Source organism: Mycobacterium sp. M26 (assembly GCF_001494595.1).
Classification (GTDB): domain Bacteria; phylum Actinomycetota; class Actinomycetes; order Mycobacteriales; family Mycobacteriaceae; genus Mycobacterium.
This window is the reverse complement of record NZ_LN929907.1, coordinates 769,277-789,761: the sequence shown is the minus strand read 5'-3', so window position 1 is coordinate 789,761 and position 20,485 is coordinate 769,277. Positions and strand designations below refer to the sequence as shown.

The following is a 20,485-nucleotide window of genomic DNA, read 5'->3' as shown; positions in this document are numbered from 1 at the left end:
GTCAGGCCTGGGCCATCGCCGTCTCGACAACGGTGAGATCGCCGGAAAGTCCTGCTGCCGTGCGGATCTCAGTAAAGGCCGTGAGCATGGCATCGGTGACCTCGTGGGGATCGCCCACCGTGGCCCCGTCGGTGAGCACCGAGATGTTGAGCTGGTCGACGTAGCTCCACACCGTGATGTTCACGCCGCTGCCCGCGGTCAGCGGGCCCACCGAGTAGATCTCGGTCACCTGCGCCCCGCCGACGCGCCCGCGCTGGCGCGGACCGGGCACATTCGAGATCGGCAGATTCATCACCTTGTTCTGGCCGTCCTTGGCCGACAGCTTCCGGAACAACGCCTCGGCAGGTGCGGGCGGAAGATAGGCCGCCCAGCGGCTGATGAGTTCCGGGCCCACCAGCTGGTGGGCTTCCTTCGCCGTGACGGCGGCGTCGTGAGTCTGGCGCACCCGCTCCAGCGGGTCGGCGATCTCGACGGGCAGCGCCACCATCATCCCGGTGAAGTAGTTGCCCGACACCCGATCCGGGTCGAAATTGAAGCTCACCGGCACCGAGGCCAGCAGCGGATGGTCGGCGACACCGTCGTAGCGCAGCAGCAGACTGCGCAGTGCACCCGCCGCGGTGGCCAGCACGATGTCGTTGATCGTCACACCGAGATGCTTGCTGGTTTCCTTCACATCGGCAAGTGCCAAAGTTGCTGTGGCGAAACGCCTTTCGGGGGTGAGCACGTGGTTGAGGAAAGACGGCGGCGGGGTGAACGGCATGGTCAGCTCGGGCGAGAGTTTGCGTGAACTGCGCCGAACCCGGGCCAGGCCGTCGGCGGTGTACTTGATGGTGGCCGGCACCCGGGCGATCTGGCGCATGTGGTCGGCGAACGCCGACTTGATGAGCTCACCGCGCTCCGGATTGGGATCGGTGCGGTAGGCCTGACCGGGATCGGGACCCTCCTGCAGATCCATCCCGCGGGCCATCAGATTGCCCGACGCGACACCGTCGGCCAGCGCGTGGTGGATCTTGCCGACGACCGCGATGCGGCCATTGGCCAACCCCTCGACGAAGTACATCTCCCACAGCGGCCGGCTGCGGTCCAGCGGTGTGCTGGCGATCTGACCGATGGCCTCGTCGAGCTCACGACGCCCGCCCGGCTCGGCTACCCGCCAGGGCCGGATGTGGTAGTCGAGGTCGACGTCGCAGTGCTCCCGCCACATCGGGTGATGGAACTTGAACGGGATATCCACCAACTGGTAGCGGAACGGGTCGAGCTTGTAGAGCCGCCCCCGCAGCACCTGCCGGAACTCCTCGACGCCGAAGGTTCGGCCGCCGAGGTCCTGTAGCTCGATCACCGCCACCTTGAGGGTGTGCATGTGCACGTTGGGCGCTTCGCTGTACAACAGCACCGCGTCCCAGCCGCTCAGTCTCTTCACCGCTGCACCTCCCAGCCGACGATCGGCGACCGCTCAGATGACCTCTTTGGCCGACACCAGGGCGCGGTCGCGGTGAATCTGGTTGAGGAACAAGCCGATCGCGGTGGCCGCCGAACCGGTGCGGGCTCCGTCGATCATGTCGAAACCGTGGCCGGCCCCGGGCAATTCGACGTAACTCACCGGGGAACGCGACACCGAACGCAACCGGTCGACGAACCCACGGGCCTGCTCGACCGGAATGACGGTATCGGCTGAGCCGTGCAGGACCAGGAACGGCGGCGCCTCGGAGTGCACCCGGGCCATCGGGGAGGCGTTGCGGAACACCTCGCCGTGCTGTTCCAGGCGCTTGTTGACCACCACCCGTTCCAGGAACTCCACGAACCGGACCCGTTCGTCGGTCGACCGGTCTTCCCAGTCGTAGCGGCCGTAGATGCCGATGACGGCGTCGACGGAGGTGTCCGAGCCCTCCGGCAGGTGCGCCTGGTATTCGGGGTCGTCGATGGTGAGACCGGCCAGGGCGGCCAGGTGTCCGCCTGCCGACGCACCGGCGACGGCGAGGAAATCCCGGTCGCCGCCGAAGCGGTCGACGTTGGCGCGGGCCCAGGCGATCGCCGTCTTCACGTCGTGGATGTGGTTGGGCCACGGGTGGTGCGGCGCTACCCGGTAGTCCATCGACAGGCACACCCAGCCCTTGGCGGCCAGGTGCGCCATCAGGGCGTAGCCCTGCAACATGCGGGTACCCAGCACCCAGGCCCCGCCCGGGATGAACAGCAGCACCGGGGCCGGCTGGGCAGGCAGGTGCCGACGGCGCCAGACGTCGAGTCGCTGCGTCGGGTGATTGCCGTACCGCACTCCCGACCGGTACAGCAGCTTGCGGTGCTCGAAGGCCTTCCACAGCGGCGGCACCCGGTCCGGAGCCGGCCAGTCGATCTGAAGATCCTCGGGAGACACCACGCCGCGCAGTCCGGCGTCGGAGACCTGGTGGGTGCTCTCCCGATCCGACTTGCGTGTCTCACCGGCGCCCGGGCTCAGCCACGACCGGGCGGCTGAGTTCATGAAGTCCGGCAGGTGGCGGTAGCCCCAGACGCTCATGGCAGTCGCAGCGCCCAGTGGTTCGAGGTGCTTGCCGATAAGGGGCAGTTGAGCGGTGGCCACACTCATCGCCAATGCGTAGTCGGCGGGGCCGGCGTCGAGCATCCAACGCAGTCGGTCCCACGGTCGTCCCGTCATTGCGCGAGCGTACCCCGCCGGAGGCCGGCGGAAACGGCAATCCCATCGGATCGGCTGCGCTTTGCTGTGACGGGCCTCCCGGCGGCCGGGCCCGCGCCATTCCCGGGCTTCCCACCACACTGACAGTTTGCCGTGAGCGTTCATCCAGGCCGTTGGACGGTGCTGCTGACTTAGACTTCTGCTGACCCCGGGAGGTCTCTATGGCTGCTGCTGCCGACACCATCTACGTCGGTGGTGACATCGTCACCGTCGACGACACCAACCCCTCGGCGCAGGCGCTGGCCGTCCAGGCCGGGCGCATCACCGCCGTCGGCGACCGCGAGGCGGTGCTGGCCGGTCATCAGGGGCCGGGCACCCGGGTGGTGGATCTGGATGGTGCGACATTGCTGCCGGGCTTCCTCGACCCGCACAGCCACTACATCAACTCGCTGACGGTGGCCAACCAGGTCAATGTGTTCGCACCACCGGCCGGTCCTGGCGCCGACGTGGGTGCGATCGTTCAGGCGCTCAAGCAGTTTCGCGATGCGCAGCGGGTTCCAGCTGGTGAGATGATCGTCGCCTACGGCTATGACGACACCCTGATGCCGGGCGGCCACACCCTGCACAAGGAGGATCTGGACGCCGATTTCCCGGACAATCCGGTTCTGGTGGGCCATGTCTCGATGCACGGGGCAGTGCTCAACTCGGCGGCGATGCGGATGTTCGACATCACCGCCGATACCCCGACGCCGCCCGGCGGGGTGATCGTGCGCAAGGAGGGCACCACCGAGCCGGACGGCCTGGTGATGGAAACCGCATTCCTGCCCATCTTCGCCGCCATGCCCAAACCCACACCGGCCCAGGAGATTGCGTGGAGCCGGGCCGGTCAGCTGCTCTACGCCGCCGCGGGTATCACCACCGCGCACGAGGGTGCCACCCATGCCGCTGATGTGGAGCTGATCTACCGGGCGGCCGAGGGCGGGGCAAGTCTCATCGACGTCGTCGCCTATCCCTTCATCCTGGAACTCGACGAGGTGCTGCGCCACCATCCGCCGCAGGAGTTCGGCAGCTACCGCAACCGGGTCAAGCTGGGCGGGGTGAAGGTGACGCTGGACGGCTCACCCCAGGGCCGCACCGCCTACTTCAGCACCCCGTACCTGGTCGACGGTCCGGACGGCCAGCACAACTGGTGCGGTGAGCTCGGTTTCTCCCAGGACACCGTGAACGGCTGGTTCAAGCAGGTCTACGACCTGGGGCTGCCGTTGGACATTCACGCCAACGGGGATGCCGCGATCGACGTCGCGCTGGCCGCCCACGAGTTCGCCGCCGCCGAGGATCTCAGCCGTGACCGGCTGACCGTCATGGTGCACTCCCAGTTCGTGCGCCGCGATCAGCTGCAGCGCTATGTCGACTACCGGATCATCCCGTCGTTCTTCACCGCGCACGCGTTCTACTTCGGCGATGCGCACGTGCAGTTGCGCGGCCCCGAGCAGGCCCATTTCCTGTCCCCGATGCGCGCGGCGATCGATCTCGGACTGCAGCCCACCAACCACACCGACTTCGTGGTGACACCGCTGGATCAGCTGTTCGTGATGTGGACGGCGGTCAACCGGGTGTCACGCAGCGGGGAGCTCATCGGTGGTGATCAGCGGGTCACCCCGCTGGAGGCCCTCAAGGCGATCACGATCAACGCCGCCCGCCAGTATCGCGAGGCCGACCAGAAGGGCTCGCTGGAAGTCGGCAAGCTTGCCGATCTCGTTGTGCTGGATGGTAATCCGCTGACCGTGGAGCCGATGGCCATCAAGGACATCAGCGTGGTGGAGACCATCAAAGAGGGCCAGACCGTCTACCACGCCTAAGGGGTCAGCAGCACCTTGACATGCTCGCCCGAACGGGACGCGACGGCGGCATATCCCTCGGCGGCCTGATCCAGCGACAGCCGGGTGGTGAAGATCCCGTCGACATCCAGACGACCGTTCTGCAGCAGCGGGATCAGTTCTGGCCAGGTCTGCTGCACCGGCGCTGTGGTCCAGCGCACCGTCAGTCCGCGCACCAGTGATGCCAGCGCCGGGAACGGATACGGGTTGAGGTTGTGCACCCCGATCACCGAGACCGTGCCGCCGGCACGCACCGTGGCGATGGAATCGTCCAACGAGGTGTCACTGGCGACGGCGTCGATCACCGAGTCCGCACCCAGACCGCCGGTGGCCTCCATGACGGCGGATAGTGCGGGCGGCGGCAGCGGGATCGCACCCAGCGCCGCGGCCCGATCCCGGCGCTCTTGGACCGGATCCACCGCGAAAACCCTTGCTGCACCTCCGAACAGCGCACTGCGCACCGCGCACAGGCCCACCGCGCCCAGGCCGACGACCACGGCGGTGCCGCCGAGCGGGATATCGGCCCGCTTGGCGCCCGCCCACCCGGTCGACAGGTTGTCGGTGAGCAGCAGCGCCTGTTCGGTGGTGATCCCCTCCGGGATCTTCAGCAGCTGGAAATCGGCGGCCGGGACGGCCAGCAGCTCGGCCTGGGCTCCGCCCAGACCACCGGAGCCGAAGATCTGCGGGCCCGAGACGCAGCGGGTCGGATCCTTGGTGGCGCAGCCGATACAGCCGCCGCAGCCCGCGACCGAGGACACCAGCACCTCGTCGCCGACCTTGACGGTGCGCACATCAGGGCCGACCTCGACCACGGTGCCGACCGCCTCATGGCCGAGCGATACCGGTGCGAACAGCGGGTAGTCACCCTCGTAGAAGTGCAGATCCGAACCGCAGATCGCGGTGGCGCTGACCTGCACCACTGCGCCATCGGTACCCGGCAGCACCGGGTCGGGCCAGGTGTCGACCCGTACCGACCCCGGGGTCTCGATCAGCACCGCACGCATCACAGGCTCCTGACGACGAAGTTCGACCACTCGGGTTCGCGGACGGCATTCCAGAACACCGGCAACTTCCACGGGCTGACGGTGTGGATCTCGCCCTCGGCATTCTTGAAGTACGAATGTTTGATCGACGGGTGCGCCCACACCATGGTGTTGATCTCGGCCTGGTGCCGGCGGTGCCAGTCGTCGGTGGCGTCGGTGGTCGGCTCGATGGAATGCAGGTGCTTGTCGATCATCTCGGCCAGCAGCAGGTTGACGTAGCGCATCTGCAGCTCGGAGTTGAAGATCAGGCTTCCGCCGTGCGCCAGGTGATTCCCGGGACCGTAGAGCATGAAGAAGTTCGGGAAGCCCGGAACGGTGACACCGAGGTAGCCGACCGGACGTGACCCCCACGCGGTGCGCAGGTCGATACCGTCGCGCCCGGTGATCGTCAGCGGGTACAGCACCTCGGTGGCCCGAAAACCGGTGGCGTACACGATGATGTCGACCTCGTGGGTGACGCCGTCGGCGGTCACCACCGCGTTCGGGGTGATCCGTTCGATCGGGGTGCGCACCAGCTCGACGTTGTCGCGGCGCAGGGTCTTCAGCCAGGTGCCGTTGTCCTGCAGGGTGCGCTTGCCGGTGGCCGGGTAGTCCGGCATGACCTTGGCCAGCAGCTCGTCGTCCCCGTCGATCTGGGTGGTGATCCAGTCGCTGAACATCAGCCGGGCCATCGCGTTCATCTCGCTGACCGCGTAGTTGGGGTCGTCGGGATGGGTGTAGTCAGGATCGGAACGCGCTGCGTCCAAACCCTTGTCGGCGCCGGGCCACATCAGGATGAACCGGTACCAGCGTCCGTAGAACGGCAGGTGGTCCATCGCCCAGCGAACACCGTCGGGCACGCTGTCGTGGTACATCGGGTTGGGGAACATCCACTGCGCGGTGCGCTGGAACACTGTCAGGTGCGCCACGGAGTCGGCGATCGCCGGGGCGATCTGGAATCCGCTGGCGCCGGCGCCGATCAGCGCGACCCGCTTGCCGCTGACGTCGACGGAGTGATCCCAGGCCGCCGAGTGGAACGCCGGGCCCGCGAAGGTGTCGGCACCTTCGATGTCGGGAATCTGCGGCCGGTTGAGCTGGCCGACGGCGGTGATCACCGCCCGGGCCCGGATCTGCGACTCGGCGCCGTCGGAGTCCCGGACCGTCACCAGCCAGCTGCCGTCGTCGTCGTTCCAGACCGCCGAGACCACCTCGGTCTCCCAGCGGACGTTGTCGTTCAGACTGTGCCGGTCGAGCACCGACTCGAAGTAGGCCCGCAACTCGGGCTGCTCGGCGAAGTAGTGCGACCAGTTGTTGGACGGCTCGAAGCTGTAGCAGTAGAAGTGGTTGGCCACGTCCACGCGGGCACCGGGATAGCTGTTCTCCCACCAGGTTCCGCCCGGACCGGCGTTCTTCTCGATCACCGTGAACGGGATATTGGCCTGCTTGAGCCGGATCGCGGCCAGCAGGCCGGACTCGCCGCAGCCGATGACGACCACCGGGAAGTCGGCGGTATCGGCGGGATCGAGGGCGGCGGGGCGCCGCGGATCGGTTCCCTCGAGGTCCATCTCTTCGAGCACCATCGGCTGGTATTCGGCGTCGACGTGTTCACAGGCCGCCCAGTCGAGCATCTCCTGGATCACCTCGGGGCTCAGCGGCACCGGGCCGGGACAACCGCGGTCGCGGTAGTCGGCGATGATCGGCAAGGCCAGCGCACGAGCCTTGGCCTTGTCCTCCTCGGACATGAAGCCCTGGACCTCGTTGAGGAACAGCCCGGCCTGATGGAACTCGCGGATGTAGCGCGGGTCGCCGGTGATGTGCACCAGCGACAGCAACAGGGTGGGGATACTGACCTGCTCCAGCGCAGCGGCGATCTCGTCGTCGGACGACGTGAACGGTTGGCCGGCATAGGGATTGTGCGTCACACCGGGTCCTCTCACCGATATCGCAATTACGCTACGCGGAGTTCCGTAATAGCGGACCTCACGATACGTCTCGGCCCATGTGCGGATCAAGGGCCGTCCCACCCGGGGCCGCCACGGCGCCGACGCACCGCCGCGCGATACTGGCCTCGTGGCCAACACTGATATCCACCCCGAACTGCGCAGTGTCGCGCGGTACGTCCCCCGCAAGCTGATCTCCGGCCTGACGACGCCGGTCCTGCGCAGACTGACCGGTCTGCAGCGGGTCAACAACGATGGTGTCGAGGTGCTCACACTGCCCTCGGGTGTCGGGGTCCGGCTGTACCGGCCGGCCGGGACGACGGCGACCACGACCGGCGCGCTGCTGTGGATTCACGGCGGCGGCTACGTCATCGGGACCGCCGCGCAGGACGACGCGCTGTGCCGCCGGTTCGTCGCCGCGCTGGGGATCACGGTGGCCTCGGTCGACTACCGGCTGGCGCCCGAGCACCCCTACCCGGCCCCGCTGGAGGACTGCTACACGGCGCTGACCTGGCTGGCCGGGCTGCCCGGGATCGATCGCGACCGCATCGCCATCGGCGGCGCGAGCGCCGGCGGCGGCCTCACGGCCGCACTGGCCCTGCTGGCCCGCGACCGCGGCGAGATCACCCCGGTGTTCCAGGTGCTGGTCTACCCCATGCTCGACGACCGGACCGTAGGCGACCACCTGCACGACTCCGGTCACCGGTTGTGGAATGCCACCAGCAACCGCTACGGCTGGCAGTCCTACCTCGGCGGCGCCGACCCGCAGGTCGCCGTGCCCGCCCGCCGGGCCGACCTGGCCGGGCTGCCGCCGGCCTGGATGGGGGTCGGGACGCTGGATCTGTTCCACGACGAGGACCTCGCCTATGCGGAGCGACTGCAGGCCGCGGGCGTGCCGTGCGAGGTGCATATCGTGCCGGGAGCGTTCCACGGCTTCGACGGGATCGCCCCCAAGGCGCCGATCTCGCAGGCGTTCTTCGACAGCCAGTGCGCCAGCCTGCGCCCCTTCTTCTCATGAGCACCGCGACCGCTGCGCTGAGCACCGAGCAGCGCGACCTCGCCGAGGCGGTGGCCGACCTGCTGGCCAAACGCTCGCCGGAGGCCGAGGTGCGCCGGCTCATGGCCGACGACCTGGGTTATGACCCGGCAGTGTGGGCCGAGCTGGCCGCGATGGGTCTGCTCGGGCTGACGATTCCGGACGAATTCGGTGGCGCCGGTGCGGGTGCGGCCGAACTCGGGGTGGTGTCGGAGCAGATCGGTGCCGCCCTGCTGTGCGCCCCGTTCCTGTCCACCGTCCTGACGACCAATCTGCTTCTTGCCCTCAGTGATTCAGCCGAGAGCGCCGACGTGCTGCCCCGGATCGCCGCCGGCGAGTTGATCGCCACCGTGGCGTTGGCGGAGCCGGGTTCAGCGCGCCCGCCTGCCGAGTCGGGCACTACGGCGATTGCGGACGGTCAGTTCTGGCGGCTGACCGGCACCAAGACGTTCGTGCTCGACGCCACGGCGGCCAAGCGGTTCTACGTTCTGGCCGGAACCGGCGTGTTCGCCGTCGACCGGGACGCGCCGGGCCTGGTGGTCAGTCCGCTGACCACCGTCGACCAGACCCGCAAACAGGGCAGGCTCAGCCTGGACCAGACCCCGGCCCGCCTGGTCGGCTCGATCGAGAACGGTTGCGCCGCAGTGCAGGACGCACTGGACCACACCTCGATTGCCCTGATTGGTGAGCAGGCCGGTGGCGCGATGAGGGTGATGCAGATGTCGGCCGACTACGCCAAGACGCGCTTCCAGTTCGGCCGGGCCATCGGCAGCTTCCAGGCCATCAAGCACATGTGTGCCGACATGCTTCTGGAGGCGCAGTCCGCGCTGTCGGCAGCCCGCCACGTCGCGGCGGCCTTCGACGCCGGCGAGCCGGACCGACTGGCGGATCTGGCTCTGGCACAGGCCTATTGCTCGGAGGCGTTCGTGTCCACCGCCGCCACCAACATTCAGGTGCACGGGGGCATCGGCTTCACCTGGGAGCATCCGGCGCACCTGTACCTGCGGCGGGCCCGCACAGACGCCCAGATCTTCGGCGACCCGGCCTGGCACCGGGAACGCTACATCCAGTTGCGAGAGGCGCAGTCATGACCGACGACGAAGTTCGCGACGACGTCCGCGCCTGGCTGGCCGCGAACTGGGATCCCGAGATGGACCGCAGCCGGTGGGCGCAGCTGGTCTTCGACGCCGGGCTGGCCGTGCCCAGCTGGGAGCCGCAGTGGTGGGGACGTGGTCTCAGCGACCGCCAATCCCGCATCGTGGCAGCCGAATTCGCCGCAGCCGGGGCGCCGGGAACCGGTCATGACCGGGCCAACCTGTTCGCCACGACGCTGCACGATCTGGGCACCGACGAGCAGAAGCACCGGCTGATCCCGCCGTCGATCCGCGGCGAGACCAAGTGGTGCCTGCTGTACTCCGAACCGGGTGCGGGCTCGGATCTGGCCGGATTGCGGACCAGGGCCGACCGTGACGGTGACGAGTGGGTGGTCAACGGCCAGAAGGTGTGGACGTCGTTCGCGAAGTCCGCCGACTACGGCCTGCTGGTGGCGCGCACCGACTGGGATGTGCCCAAGCACAACGGAATCAGCTTCTTCATGTTCCCGATGCGTCAGCCCGGCGTGGAGATCCGGCCGATCCACCAGATCACCGGCGAATCGGAGTTCAACGAGGTCTTCATCACCGGTGCCCGGGTGCCCGACGCGAACCTGGTCGGTGAGCCGGGCGGCGGGTGGTCGGTGCTGCAGGTGGCGCTGGCCTACGAGCGCCGGTTGATGGGCGATCTAGCCAGGACCTCCCGGTCGGCCAAGAAGCCGCAGGCCGATAACGACAGCCTGATCGGGATGGCACGTCAGTCCGGGACTCTCGGCGACGCCCACATCCGCCAGGAGATCGCCCGAGTGGAAGCGTATGCGGCGGTCAACCGGTGGAACACCCAGCGCGCCAAGGCGACCACCGACCGCGTCGAGGCCGCGACCCTGCTGGCCCTGGGCAAGATCGCCATGTCGCGCATCCTGCACGAAACCGCACGGGTCCAGACCGAGATCGTGGGTCCGGAGTCGATGCTGACCGGGCCGGACAACCCGGTGGGTGATGCGGTGACATTCCGGGCGCTCAACGCCTACTTCACCTCGATCGGTGGCGGCACCGACCAGATTCAGCGCAATATCGTCGGTGAGCGCGTCTTGGGCCTGCCCAAAGAACCGGAGCCCTACCGCAATACGGCGTTCCGGGATTTGCCGACTAGTTCCTGACCTCGTACAGCCGGCCGCCGACGACGGTGGCGGCGACCAGGTCCGCGTCAAGGGCATCGAGGACCTCGGCGGGTGGTGCGGCCAGCACGCACAGGTCACCGGGCTGCCCCGGCTCGACCGTGCGGGGGCGCCCCGGCTGCTCGGCATGCCCGAAGAACATCGCCAAAGCTGTTGACGGCGACACACATTCGTCCGGGTTCAAGACAGCGCCGCGGCCGGTGGTGCGGTGTACCGCCGCCCGCATCGCCGCCCACGGGTCGGCCCCGCCGAACGGCAGGTCGGTCGAGAGCGCGACCCGCACCCCGGCGCGCCGCAAGGAAGCCAGCCGCCACAGCCCCCGCTGGTCGTCGGCGGCGACGTCCAGCAGGTACTGATCACCGCGCTCGGCCACGAAGTTGGGCTGAGTGACGATGACCGGATCCAGGCGCGCCAGGTCGGCGAGGCTGTCGGCGGGCACCACCGCGGCATGCTCGATGCGATCACCCGGATGGCCTCCCGCCGCCTCCAGCGCGGCCAGTGTCACCACGAGTTGGCTTGCCGTCACACAGTGCAGCGCAACGGGTCCCTCCCGGTGTCGGGTGACGATCCAGTCGGTCAGCTCGTCGAGATCGAGCCCGTCATCGTGCAGGATGCGCTTGCCGGGGGCCAGCCAGTGCACGTGCTGGTGCAGTTCGCCGTGCCGGTGCGCCTGGGTCAGGGTGACGATGGCGTCGGCGTCGAGGTCGGGCGTCGCTTCGGTGACGCCGGTGACGCCGTAGGAGGTGAGCCGCTCACTCAACCCCGTGAGCGGTGTGTCGCGGCGGGCGACGGCATCCGACCAGTCGTCGTAGCTGCGCAGCCTGCCGTCGGGGTGGTCGGGCAGTCCGACGGCGGCCAGGCCGGCGGAGTTCAGCATCCACAGCACGCCGCTGCGGTGCTGAATGCGCACCGGCACCGCGGGGGACAGTTCGTCCAGGACGGTGCGGTCGAGCGGCCCGGCCACCGATTCGTGGTAGCCGACGGCCCGGATCCAGCCGTCGCTGCCGACGGGGGCGGCGGCGAGCGCTGCGGCCAGCCCGGCTCTGTCGGGCACGTGGGCGTGGTCGACGGGCACGGAGTCCAGTGCGGCCGCGGCGGCGCGCAGGTGAACGTGGTGGTCGTGCAGGCCGGGGATGACGGTGCCGCCGGCTGCGTCGAACACGCTCTCCCGGGGCTGGGGTGCCAAGGTGGCCTCGACGGCGTCGATCCGGTCGGTGACCCGGATGTCGACGGCGCGACCGTCCAGCAGGGTGGCGCGTTGAATCAGCATGGCACCGTGCGCTTCTGGGCAACGATGGCATCGACGTGTGCGGTGTCGGCGCCGAGCGCGGCCGCCCGCGGCGTCGCGGGGGGCGGTTGCGGGGGCAGCACGTCACCGGCGGCGGATCGTTGGATGGGCAGTGCGGCGTAGGTCGCGGCGACCTGGGACATCGCCACCTCGATCAACTCGCCACCGCCGCGGGACAGCGAATCTGCCACGGCCCGAGCGGCTTCTAGCCCGGTGAGGGGATCGGCGATGGCATCACCACAGAACACGGGGCCGGCGGTGCTGGTCCCCACCAGTCCACCGGCGACCGCGGCGTCGTCACCGAAAGCGACCCTCCCGCTGTCGGTGCTGTGGCCGGTGATGCGTACCCAGACCCGTCCGGGTGGGCCCGCCAGCAGGTCCGGGCTCAGACCGCGCCGGGCCAGCGACCCGGGCCGGGAGCCTTCGATCACCACATCAGCCGCCGCCAGGAGTGCCTTCAGGCGGCGGGCGCCCCGATCGAAATCGACGGCATACGAGAGCTTTCCGCGATTCATCCAGTCGAAGAAGACGGGATCGCCGGCCCGGGTGCCGTCCGGCCGGTGCGGACTCTCCACCTTCACCACGGTGGCACCCGCTTGGGCCAGCAGCTGCCCGCACAGCGGGCCGGCCCACATCGAGGTCAGGTCGGCAACCAGAAGGCCTGCTGCGGAACGTGGTTCGGTTGCGGGTCCGGACGCGATGACGCGCGGTGGGGCGGGCGAGGTCTCACCCAGCCGGGCGACCGGCAGGTCAAGCAGGACGGCCCGCTCCACCACTTCGGCGCTATTGCGTGTGGCGGCCCAGCGGGTGAGCGCCGGCCAGGGATCCGAGGGAACGTCGTCGGCTTCGAGCAGTGCCGGGATCGTGGCGATGTCATCGGGCCGGGACAGCGTCAGCGCACACCACCCGTCGGCGGTCAGCAGCAGTCGGGTGGCCCCGCCCGCCGAGGTCTGGCCTGCCCGGCGAAATCCCCGCACTCCGGCCCGGCCGGTGAGCAGCGGCACCGCATCGACATGGATCCCCCACCGGGCGGATATCGCCCCGGCCACCTCCTGCGCGCGGGTCAGGACCGCTGCCCGGGAACCATCCGGTGGCCCGTCGGCAAGCCCGGTCAACCAGGCCAGCCCGCTGCCCATTGTCCCGCCCCCTGTCCGCCGAAACCAACGAACCGGCGCAGATGTGCGAGTGCGGACGTGCAGAACGTCGATCTCGGCGCGGCCCTCAGAAGTGCAGCGCGCTGAACCGCCAGTCCAGCACCGGCCGATCCTCACCGTCGGCCACGGCGTAGACCAGCGAGCGCAGCCGCAGCACACCGCCGCGGTCGGCGGGCAGCGGTTGCACGGCCTCGACGTGCAGATCGCTGTAGAGCGTGTCGCCTTCGTGGACCGGGCCGGTGTGGTCGCACGACTCCCAGCCGAGCACCGTCGCAAGGTTCGGCAGCAACTGGGTGGCCTGCGCCAGCGCCAGCCCGATGGTGTGGCCGCCGTACACCAGGCGCTGGCCGCCGACCCGCGAATCATGATGGGTGGCGGCAATATTCAGCGTCAGGCGGGCAAGTTCGGGAGCGGAGCTGACCACGTCGCCGGTGCTGCGCAGCACCGACCCGGCGATGTCTTCGTAGAAGTGCGGCCCCGGCACCCGTTCCCGGAACGCCACCGCGTTCCAGTCGGCCGTCGGATCCGGCGCCGATGCGAGGTCCGCACCGATGCCCGAGAGGTCATCGGCATGTCCGGTGTCGGGAGCCCCGGGGCTCAGCGGCAGCATCGCGCAGCGGTAGAAGTCGAGCACCAGCCGGCCCACCTGATCGATGGTCGTCATCCGCAGCGCCGCCATGCCCGTCGGCGTCCGCCCGGGTTTGGCGCTGTTCTGCCGCAGCCCGACCACCTCGGTACGGGTGAACAGGGTGTCGCCGACCACGGGATAGCGATAGAACGTCAGCCCCCGGTAGAACAGGTTTGCCTTCACCCGCTGGGTCACCAACGTGCTCTGACCGATGGCCACATCACACACCAGCGCCGGGTGAGCCAGCGGCCCGGTGGAGCCGACGACGGCGTGGGCCAGTTCGGCGTCCAGCGCCAGCCGCATCCGGTCACCGAGGATCGCCTGGTGGGCGGCCGCCACGCCGGGCGTCAGCGTCATCGAGGGCGCCCACTCGAACACCTGGCCCACCACGAGGTCGTCGAAGTAGGGTCCGCCCGCCTCACCCGCGCCAATATGGCCGTACAAAGTCACAGTGGCCCATGCTGGCAGTTAGTGAAGTGGTGTGTCAATATGGCCGTACATTTCGAGACATTGGAGCGGCCAAGGTGAGTGCACTCAGCGACGAAGAGACCATGCTCGTGGAGACAGTCCGGGCGTTCATCGACCGGGACGTCAAACCCAGCATCCGCGACATCGAGCACGCCAACACCTACCCCGAAGCGTGGATCGAGCAGATGAAGCGGATCGGGATCTACGGTCTGGCCATCAGCGAGGAGTACGGCGGCTCACCCGTCTCGATGCCCTGCTACGTCGAGGTCACCCAGGAACTGGCCCGCGGCTGGATGAGCCTGGCCGGCGCGATGGGCGGCCACACCGTGGTGGCCAAGCTGCTGGAGATCTTCGGCACCGCCGAGCAGAAGGCCGCCTACCTCCCGAAGATGGCGACCGGTGAGCTGCGGGCCACCATGGCGCTGACCGAGCCCGGCGGCGGTTCAGATCTACAGAACATGGCCTGTGTGGCCCGGCGTGACGGCGACGAATTGGTGATCAACGGCGCCAAGACCTGGATCAGCAACGCCCGCCGCTCGGGGCTCATCGCCCTGCTGTGCAAGACCGATCCGCAGGCCACTCCGCGCCATACGGGTATCTCGGTGGTGCTCATCGAGAACCCGACCGCCGGCCTGACGGTGTCCAAGGACCTGCCCAAGCTCGGCTACAAGGGCGTCGAGTCCTGCGAGTTGGTATTCGAGGACTGCCGGGTACCGGCGTCGGCCATCCTGGGGACCGAGCCGGGTAAGGGATTCGCCCAGATGATGAAAGGCCTTGAGACAGGGCGGATTCAGGTCGCCGCGCGCGCGTTGGGGGTGGCCACTGCCGCGCTCGAGGACGCCCTGGCCTATGCCCAGGACCGGGAAAGCTTCGGTCAGCCGATCTGGAAGCACCAGGCCATCGGTCACTACCTGGCCGATATGGCCACCAAACTGACCGCAGCCCGTCAGCTGACCCGCTACGCCGCCGAGCGCTACGACAGTGGGGACCGCTGCGACATGGAGGCTGGTATGGCCAAGCTGTTCGCCTCTGAGGTCGCCATGGAGATCGCACTCAATGCCGTCCGCATCCACGGCGGCTACGGTTACTCCACCGAATACGATGTGGAACGGTACTTCCGCGACGCGCCGCTGATGATCGTCGGTGAAGGCACCAACGAGATTCAGCGCAATGTCATTGCGGGGCAGCTGGTCGCCAGAGGAGGAATCTAGGAGCCATGAAGCCGGAGCCGGCGTATCAGGTTCTGCGGCAACGGTTGCGCGACGACATCGCCGCCGGGGCCTACCCCGAGGGCGTCCGGCTGCCCACCGAGTCCGAATTGGTCGCCGAGTACGGGGTGTCCCGCCAGACCGTGCGCCGCGCCTTCCAGGATCTGGTCGCCGAGGGCCTCGTCTTCCGCGTTCCGGGCCGGGGAACCTATGCCAACGATCGGGTGTACCTGCGCCAGCTGGGCTCGATCGAGGATCTGATGAGCCTGTCCGAGGACACCACCATGGAAGTCCTGCAAGGACTTTCCCGCCGCGTCGACGTCAACGCCGCCAGCCGGTTGCGGCTCGACCATGACGTGGTCTACACGGTGGTGTTCCGGCGTTTCCACGATGGGATTCCCTTCGTCCTCACTACCGTTCACCTGCCCGAGGCAGTGGCGCGGCTGGTGCTGCACTCCCCCGAACTGGCTACCGGCGCGGTGGGCACCAATACGATCATCGGCGTCCTGGAACCACACCTCGCCGAGCCGATTGCCGAAGCAGCACAACTGATTACCGTCGCTCCGGCCGATGACTCGGTGGCCGATGCCGTGAAAACCGAACCGGGGCACCCGATGTTGCGGGTGGACCGGCTCTACTCCGACACCACCGGCACCCCGGTCGAGCTGTCGGTGAGCCACTTCCTGCCCGAGCAGTACACCTACCGGGTCACCTTGCGGCGCTCGGCGAGCCTGTAGCTGTCGCGCTGGGCACTCGACCTTTCGCTCGATAACGACAGGATGGCGGGTTCGGAGTCGCCGACTCCCGACACTAGGCGATCTCGTCGACCAGCCCCCACCGCAGCGCGGTCACCGGGTCGATCGTCCGGCCGGACAGCACCAAATAGGCTGTGCGCCAACGGCCGATCCGTCGGGTGATGCTCAACGTCCCGCCAGCTCCGGGGATCAGACCCAACGCCAGTTCCGGCAGGCCCAGCACCGTGTCGGGGTGGCAGCGCACCCATCCGCAGAACGCCGCCATCTCCAGTCCGCTACCCAAGACCCTGCCGTGGATCTCGGCCCGACAGTCCCGTCCGAGCCGGCGGGTCAGTTCGTCGAGCGCCAAGGCCGGGGAATGCCGGGTGCGCGCCACGTGCGCGCTGGCGGGGTCGTCGAACGTGCCGAACTCGCCGAGGTCGCCGCCGCTGCAGAACGACGGACCATGACCGCCCAGCACCACTTGGCCCACCGTGTCGTCCAGCAGGGCTACCGTCAGTGCCTCCAGCAGCAGTGCGCGGGCGTCGGTGGAAAAAGCATTGTGGCGCTGCGGCCGGTTGAACCAGATCCGCAGGATCGATCCGTCCCGCTCGGCCACCACCGGGTCGGGGATCTCAGGCACCTGCGCGGGCCCGCGTTCGGTCAGCCAGCGGGCGAACTCCGGGCCGGACTGCAGCGTCGAGTAGGCCAGCGACTCAGTGACGATGGCCGGGAACGCCGAACCCTCCACGTCGACCGACCGCAGCACGTCGTCACAGATGGCGCTGGCGTGCGGCCAGCGCGAGCAGCGCTGCTCGAGCTCGGCCACCGTGTCCGGGATCGAGTCGACGGCCACGAACCGGCGATCCTCGTGCTCGGTATCGGTGAGGGCGAAAGTAGCTGTGCCGAGCCAGTATTCGGACTCCGGCGTGGCCGACTCACCGACGGCGACCACCACCCCGGGCACACCCGCCGCCGGGATGGGCGGTGGATCGGCGAGGTCGACGAGCAGCATGCGGCGGCGGTGCCTACCCCGTCGAGGCCGAGTACTTGGTGATCAACTCCTGCTTGTACAGCTTGCCGGTATCGGTGCGCGGCAGCTGCGGCTCGAAGGAGATCGACCGCGGGCACTTGTAGTGCGACAGCCGCTCGCGCAGCCAGGTCAGCAGCTCCTCGGCGAGTTCCTCGGAGGCCTGGCCGTGGTCGACGAGTTGGACCACACCCTTGACGCTCTGTCCCATCTCGTCGTCCGGAATGCCGAACACCGCGGCGTCCATCACCTGGGGGTGGATGACGAGCATGTTCTCGGCTTCCTGCGGGTAGATGTTCACCCCGCCGGAGATGATCATGTGGTGGCGGCGATCGGTCAGGAACAGGTAGCCGTCGTCATCGAGGTAGCCGATGTCGCCGACGGTCATCCAGCCCTTCGGATGCCGTGACGACGCCGTCTTCTCGGCGTCGTTGAGGTACTCGAAGGTGTTCTCGCTTTCGAAGTAGATCTCGCCGGGCTCGCCGGGCGGCAACTCATTGCCCTCCTCGTCGAGGATGTGCAGGTTGCCGAGCATCGGCTTGCCCACCGAACCGGGGTGGGCCAGCCACTCCTCGGCGCTGATCAGGGTCGAGCCGATGGCCTCCGAGGAGGCGTAGTACTCGTCGACGATCGGTCCCCACCAGTCGATCATCTGCTTCTTGACCTCGACCGGACACGGTGCCGCGGCGTGCATGACGCGCTCCAGGCTGGAGATGTCGTACGAATTGCGCACGGCCTCCGGCAGTTTCAGCATCCGGGTGAACATCACCGGCACGAACTGGCCGTGCGTCACGCGGTGCCGCTGGATTGCGTCCAGGGTGCCCTCGGCGTCGAACTTCTCCATAACGACCACCGGGATGCCCGCGGCCTGCATCGTCATCGACCACACCGACGGCGCGGTGTGATACAGCGGCGCCGGGCTGAGGTACACCCCGTTGGGGTTCATCCAGAACGACACCAGCATCGTCATCAGGCCGGGCGCCTCCGACGGCGGCAGGTGCGGAAGCTCCCGCTTGATCCCCTTGGGCCGGCCCGTCGTTCCCGACGAATACTGCAGCAGGTCACCCTCGATCTCGTCGTCGATGGGCGTAGTCGGTTGATCGGCAACACATTCCGGATAGCGCAACCAGCCGTCCAGGTCGTCATTGATCACCACCAGCAGCTCCGGCAGGCCCTTGGGAAGGTGCTCGGCCAGGCCTTCGAGCACCGGGCGCAGCGCGGCCGAACCCACAATGGCCTTGGCCGCGCTGTTGTCGATGATGTAGGCCGCCTCTGCCGCGGTCAGGTGGGTGTTGATCGGCACGTAGTACAGGCCGCTGCGACGGGCTGCCCACATCACGGTGTGGAAGTGCTCGTTGTTCTCCAGCAGGATCGCCACGGCGTCGCCCTCGCGCAGGCCGGCCTGACGGAACAAGTGGGCCAGCTGATTCGCCCGGGCTTCCATCTCCCCGAAGGTGACGACGGTGCCCGACGGGTACAGGATGACGGCGGGCTTGTCCGGGGTGGCTTCAGCGTGCTCACGGATCTGCATGCGTGCACTTTACGACAGCCGATTTGACGGGTGTCGAGTGGTGCGTTCGGCCAGGCTCAGACCTGCGCGCTGCGGATCCTGGAGTGGACGCGCCCGGCGATCATCGGCAGGTCCACCGAGGTCCGCACGCCGGCGGGCGCGGCGCAGACGTAGGGGATGGCGTTGACGCAGTGCGCCGCGGTGGCCACGATGCCGGGGTTGCGGGCGAGCCCTTCTTCCAGGGTGTCCGGGTGCCAGCTGGTGATGGCGATGACGGTGTCCGGAGTTCCGCGCACCTCGACGTCGAAGCGCTCACCGAGCGGACCGAAGGTCCACGGCGGGTCGAGGTTCTCCTCCCCCATCAGCCAGGTGACTCCGACCCGGGCGATCTTGTGGTCGCCCACGTAGGCGTCCCAGTAGAACCGTTGTCCGGCGACGTGACCGGGTGGGATGGTGCCGATGGGTGATTCGATCGGGGCGGCGGCCACCGCGGTCTCCAGCAGCCGCTCGACGCGGACCTCGTCCGGCCGCAACCCCAGGGTGTCGGTGATCATGGCCAGCGATTGGCGGTAGCCGCCGTCGAGCAGATCGAGCATCGGGCCGCCGACGGCCTGCTCCGGGGTGCCGCCGAACATCATCACGTCGCGGACCACATCGACCGATCCGTAGCCGCGGATGTCAGAGATCTCCTCGCCGCGCACATAGGTCACACCCGAGGACATCGCCGACAGGATCAGCGGCAGCACCTCGGTGATGGCGCCCGGGTCCATCCCGGTGCCGTGCAGGCTCACGTTGCCCTCGGCGCAGGCCTCGTTGATCCGCGCGGTCTCCTCGGCGTTGGGGTAGAACCAGCCCACCGGGGTGACGACGTTCTTGCCCGACCGCAGCAGTGCGGCCACCTCTTTACCCCGCGGCACGAGCGGTGAGTACATGACCGCGTCGGCCTCGGTGGCCAGGATCTCGTCCACGTTGTTGGTGACGGTGACACCGATCGGCTCGATACCGATCAGCTCACCGACGTCCTTGCCGCTCTTGGATTCTGAGTGCGCCCAGCAGCCGACCAGCTCGAGGTCGGGATGCTCCAGGATGCATTCGATCGACGCCTGGCCGACGGAGCCGGTAGCCCACTGGATGACTTTCAACGTCATGGCGAGTCCTGTTCGTGGTGGGGTCAGGTGGCCGGACGCCACAGCTGAAGCGTGGAGGTGAGGCCGCCGGGCAGTTCGAGGATTTCGATGGGGGTGCCGTCAGGGTCCTGCAGGAAGAACATCCGGACCCCGCCGATGTCGACGGCCTGGTCGAGGTGAACGTGCGGGTGTTCGGTGCGGATGCGGTCGTAGGCGGCGCCGAGGTCGTCGACCCGGAAAGACATGTTGGTGTAGCCGAGGTGCGGGCCTGACGGGGTGGCCGGCACGGCACCGAGCGACAGCAGCTCGACCATGACACCGCCGATCAGGCCGCCAACCATGCGGCCCTTCTGCGCGACGCCATCGGTGACGGTGTCGAGGGCCTCCCCCTCGAGTTCGACGTCGAAGACGACGTCCATGCCCAGAACCGAGGTGTAGAACGCCACCGAGGTGTCGATATCGCTGACCCCTATGCAGATGTGCGAGAAATTCTGCACAGCAATCGGTTTCGGCTCTGTCATGACCGATCCTTCCCGGCGGTGAAGCAATGATCAGGCGTCCCGGC

The 20,485-nt window shown here is 68.3% G+C and carries 17 protein-coding genes; 6 read left to right on the top strand and 11 right to left on the bottom strand.

Features of this window, described 5'->3' with window-relative positions; all coding sequences use genetic code 11:
* Position 1: 1 nt before the first annotated feature.
* Positions 2–1,420 carry a WS/DGAT/MGAT family O-acyltransferase gene (locus BN3385_RS03850; protein ID WP_059015183.1) on the bottom strand — a complete coding sequence of 473 codons (1,419 nt, stop codon included), beginning with the start codon at positions 1,418–1,420 and terminating at the stop codon, positions 2–4.
* 33 nt (positions 1,421–1,453) lie between these two features.
* Positions 1,454–2,650 carry an alpha/beta hydrolase gene (locus BN3385_RS03845; RefSeq protein ID WP_059015181.1) on the bottom strand — a complete coding sequence of 399 codons (1,197 nt, stop codon included), beginning with the start codon at positions 2,648–2,650 and terminating at the stop codon, positions 1,454–1,456.
* Between the two features lie 200 nt (positions 2,651–2,850).
* Here BN3385_RS03845 and BN3385_RS03840 point away from each other — a divergent pair, with 200 nt between their 5' ends.
* Positions 2,851–4,488: an amidohydrolase gene (locus BN3385_RS03840; protein ID WP_059015180.1), complete on the top strand. Its 1,638-nt coding sequence runs from the start codon at positions 2,851–2,853 to the stop codon at positions 4,486–4,488.
* Here BN3385_RS03840 and BN3385_RS03835 read toward each other — a convergent pair.
* Positions 4,485–5,510 (bottom strand): alcohol dehydrogenase catalytic domain-containing protein, encoded by a 1,026-nt coding sequence (locus tag BN3385_RS03835; RefSeq protein ID WP_059015178.1) that lies wholly within the window; start codon positions 5,508–5,510, stop codon positions 4,485–4,487. The two genes, BN3385_RS03840 and BN3385_RS03835, sit on opposite strands and share 4 nt — an antisense overlap.
* Positions 5,510–7,450: a flavin-containing monooxygenase gene (locus BN3385_RS03830; RefSeq protein WP_059015175.1), complete on the bottom strand. Its 1,941-nt coding sequence runs from the start codon at positions 7,448–7,450 to the stop codon at positions 5,510–5,512. Before BN3385_RS03830 ends, BN3385_RS03835 begins: the two co-directional genes overlap by 1 nt.
* A 148-nt stretch (positions 7,451–7,598) precedes the next feature.
* Between BN3385_RS03830 and BN3385_RS03825 the strand changes: the two genes are divergently transcribed.
* From BN3385_RS03825 to BN3385_RS03815, 3 genes are read left to right on the top strand one after another with little or no spacing between them, the layout of a single operon-like run.
* Positions 7,599–8,486 (top strand): alpha/beta hydrolase, encoded by an 888-nt coding sequence (locus BN3385_RS03825; RefSeq protein ID WP_059016367.1) that lies wholly within the window; start codon positions 7,599–7,601, stop codon positions 8,484–8,486.
* Positions 8,483–9,595 (top strand): acyl-CoA dehydrogenase family protein, encoded by a 1,113-nt coding sequence (locus tag BN3385_RS03820; RefSeq protein WP_059015173.1) that lies wholly within the window; start codon positions 8,483–8,485, stop codon positions 9,593–9,595. Before BN3385_RS03825 ends, BN3385_RS03820 begins: the two co-directional genes overlap by 4 nt.
* On the top strand, positions 9,592–10,755 hold the full coding sequence (locus BN3385_RS03815; RefSeq protein WP_059015171.1) for an acyl-CoA dehydrogenase family protein: 1,164 nt from the start codon (positions 9,592–9,594) through the stop codon (positions 10,753–10,755). Before BN3385_RS03820 ends, BN3385_RS03815 begins: the two co-directional genes overlap by 4 nt.
* Here BN3385_RS03815 and BN3385_RS03810 read toward each other — a convergent pair.
* The 3 genes from BN3385_RS03810 to BN3385_RS03800 all read right to left on the bottom strand — a co-directional run bounded on the left by BN3385_RS03810 (position 10,745) and on the right by BN3385_RS03800 (position 14,293).
* Positions 10,745–12,043 (bottom strand): amidohydrolase family protein, encoded by a 1,299-nt coding sequence (locus tag BN3385_RS03810; RefSeq protein ID WP_059015170.1) that lies wholly within the window; start codon positions 12,041–12,043, stop codon positions 10,745–10,747. The genes BN3385_RS03815 and BN3385_RS03810 overlap by 11 nt on opposite strands.
* Positions 12,037–13,197: a CoA transferase gene (locus BN3385_RS03805; RefSeq protein WP_059015168.1), complete on the bottom strand. Its 1,161-nt coding sequence runs from the start codon at positions 13,195–13,197 to the stop codon at positions 12,037–12,039. The genes BN3385_RS03810 and BN3385_RS03805 overlap by 7 nt, the downstream gene beginning before the upstream one ends.
* An 85-nt stretch (positions 13,198–13,282) precedes the next feature.
* The gene (locus tag BN3385_RS03800; RefSeq protein WP_197415116.1) at positions 13,283–14,293 is read right to left on the bottom strand and encodes a MaoC family dehydratase; all 1,011 of its coding nucleotides are present in this window, start codon (positions 14,291–14,293) and stop codon (positions 13,283–13,285) included.
* 74 nt (positions 14,294–14,367) lie between these two features.
* On the opposite strand from BN3385_RS03800, the gene BN3385_RS03795 reads away from it, so the two are divergent.
* Positions 14,368–15,522: an acyl-CoA dehydrogenase family protein gene (locus BN3385_RS03795; RefSeq protein ID WP_286141621.1), complete on the top strand. Its 1,155-nt coding sequence runs from the start codon at positions 14,368–14,370 to the stop codon at positions 15,520–15,522.
* A 5-nt stretch (positions 15,523–15,527) separates the two neighbouring features.
* A complete protein-coding gene (locus tag BN3385_RS03790) occupies positions 15,528–16,256 on the top strand; it encodes a GntR family transcriptional regulator (protein WP_059015164.1) in 729 nt (242 codons plus the stop codon).
* Positions 16,257–16,329: 73 nt separating this feature from the next.
* On the opposite strand, the gene BN3385_RS03785 is transcribed toward BN3385_RS03790, so the two are convergent.
* Genes BN3385_RS03785 through BN3385_RS03770 form a run of 4 tightly spaced genes read right to left on the bottom strand, consistent with a single transcriptional unit; the run spans position 16,330 to position 20,441 of the window.
* Positions 16,330–17,268: an enoyl-CoA hydratase/isomerase family protein gene (locus BN3385_RS03785; protein WP_059015161.1), complete on the bottom strand. Its 939-nt coding sequence runs from the start codon at positions 17,266–17,268 to the stop codon at positions 16,330–16,332.
* A 13-nt stretch (positions 17,269–17,281) separates the two neighbouring features.
* Positions 17,282–18,814 carry a fatty-acid--CoA ligase FadD4 gene (fadD4, locus tag BN3385_RS03780; RefSeq protein WP_059015159.1) on the bottom strand — a complete coding sequence of 511 codons (1,533 nt, stop codon included), beginning with the start codon at positions 18,812–18,814 and terminating at the stop codon, positions 17,282–17,284.
* 56 nt (positions 18,815–18,870) lie between these two features.
* Entirely contained in the window at positions 18,871–19,941 is a 1,071-nt protein-coding gene (locus BN3385_RS03775; protein WP_059015158.1) for an NAD(P)H-dependent amine dehydrogenase family protein, read from the bottom strand.
* A 23-nt stretch (positions 19,942–19,964) separates the two neighbouring features.
* Positions 19,965–20,441, bottom strand: coding sequence for a VOC family protein (locus BN3385_RS03770; RefSeq protein WP_059015156.1), 477 nt, complete (start codon positions 20,439–20,441; stop codon positions 19,965–19,967).
* Positions 20,442–20,485 lie beyond the last annotated feature (44 nt).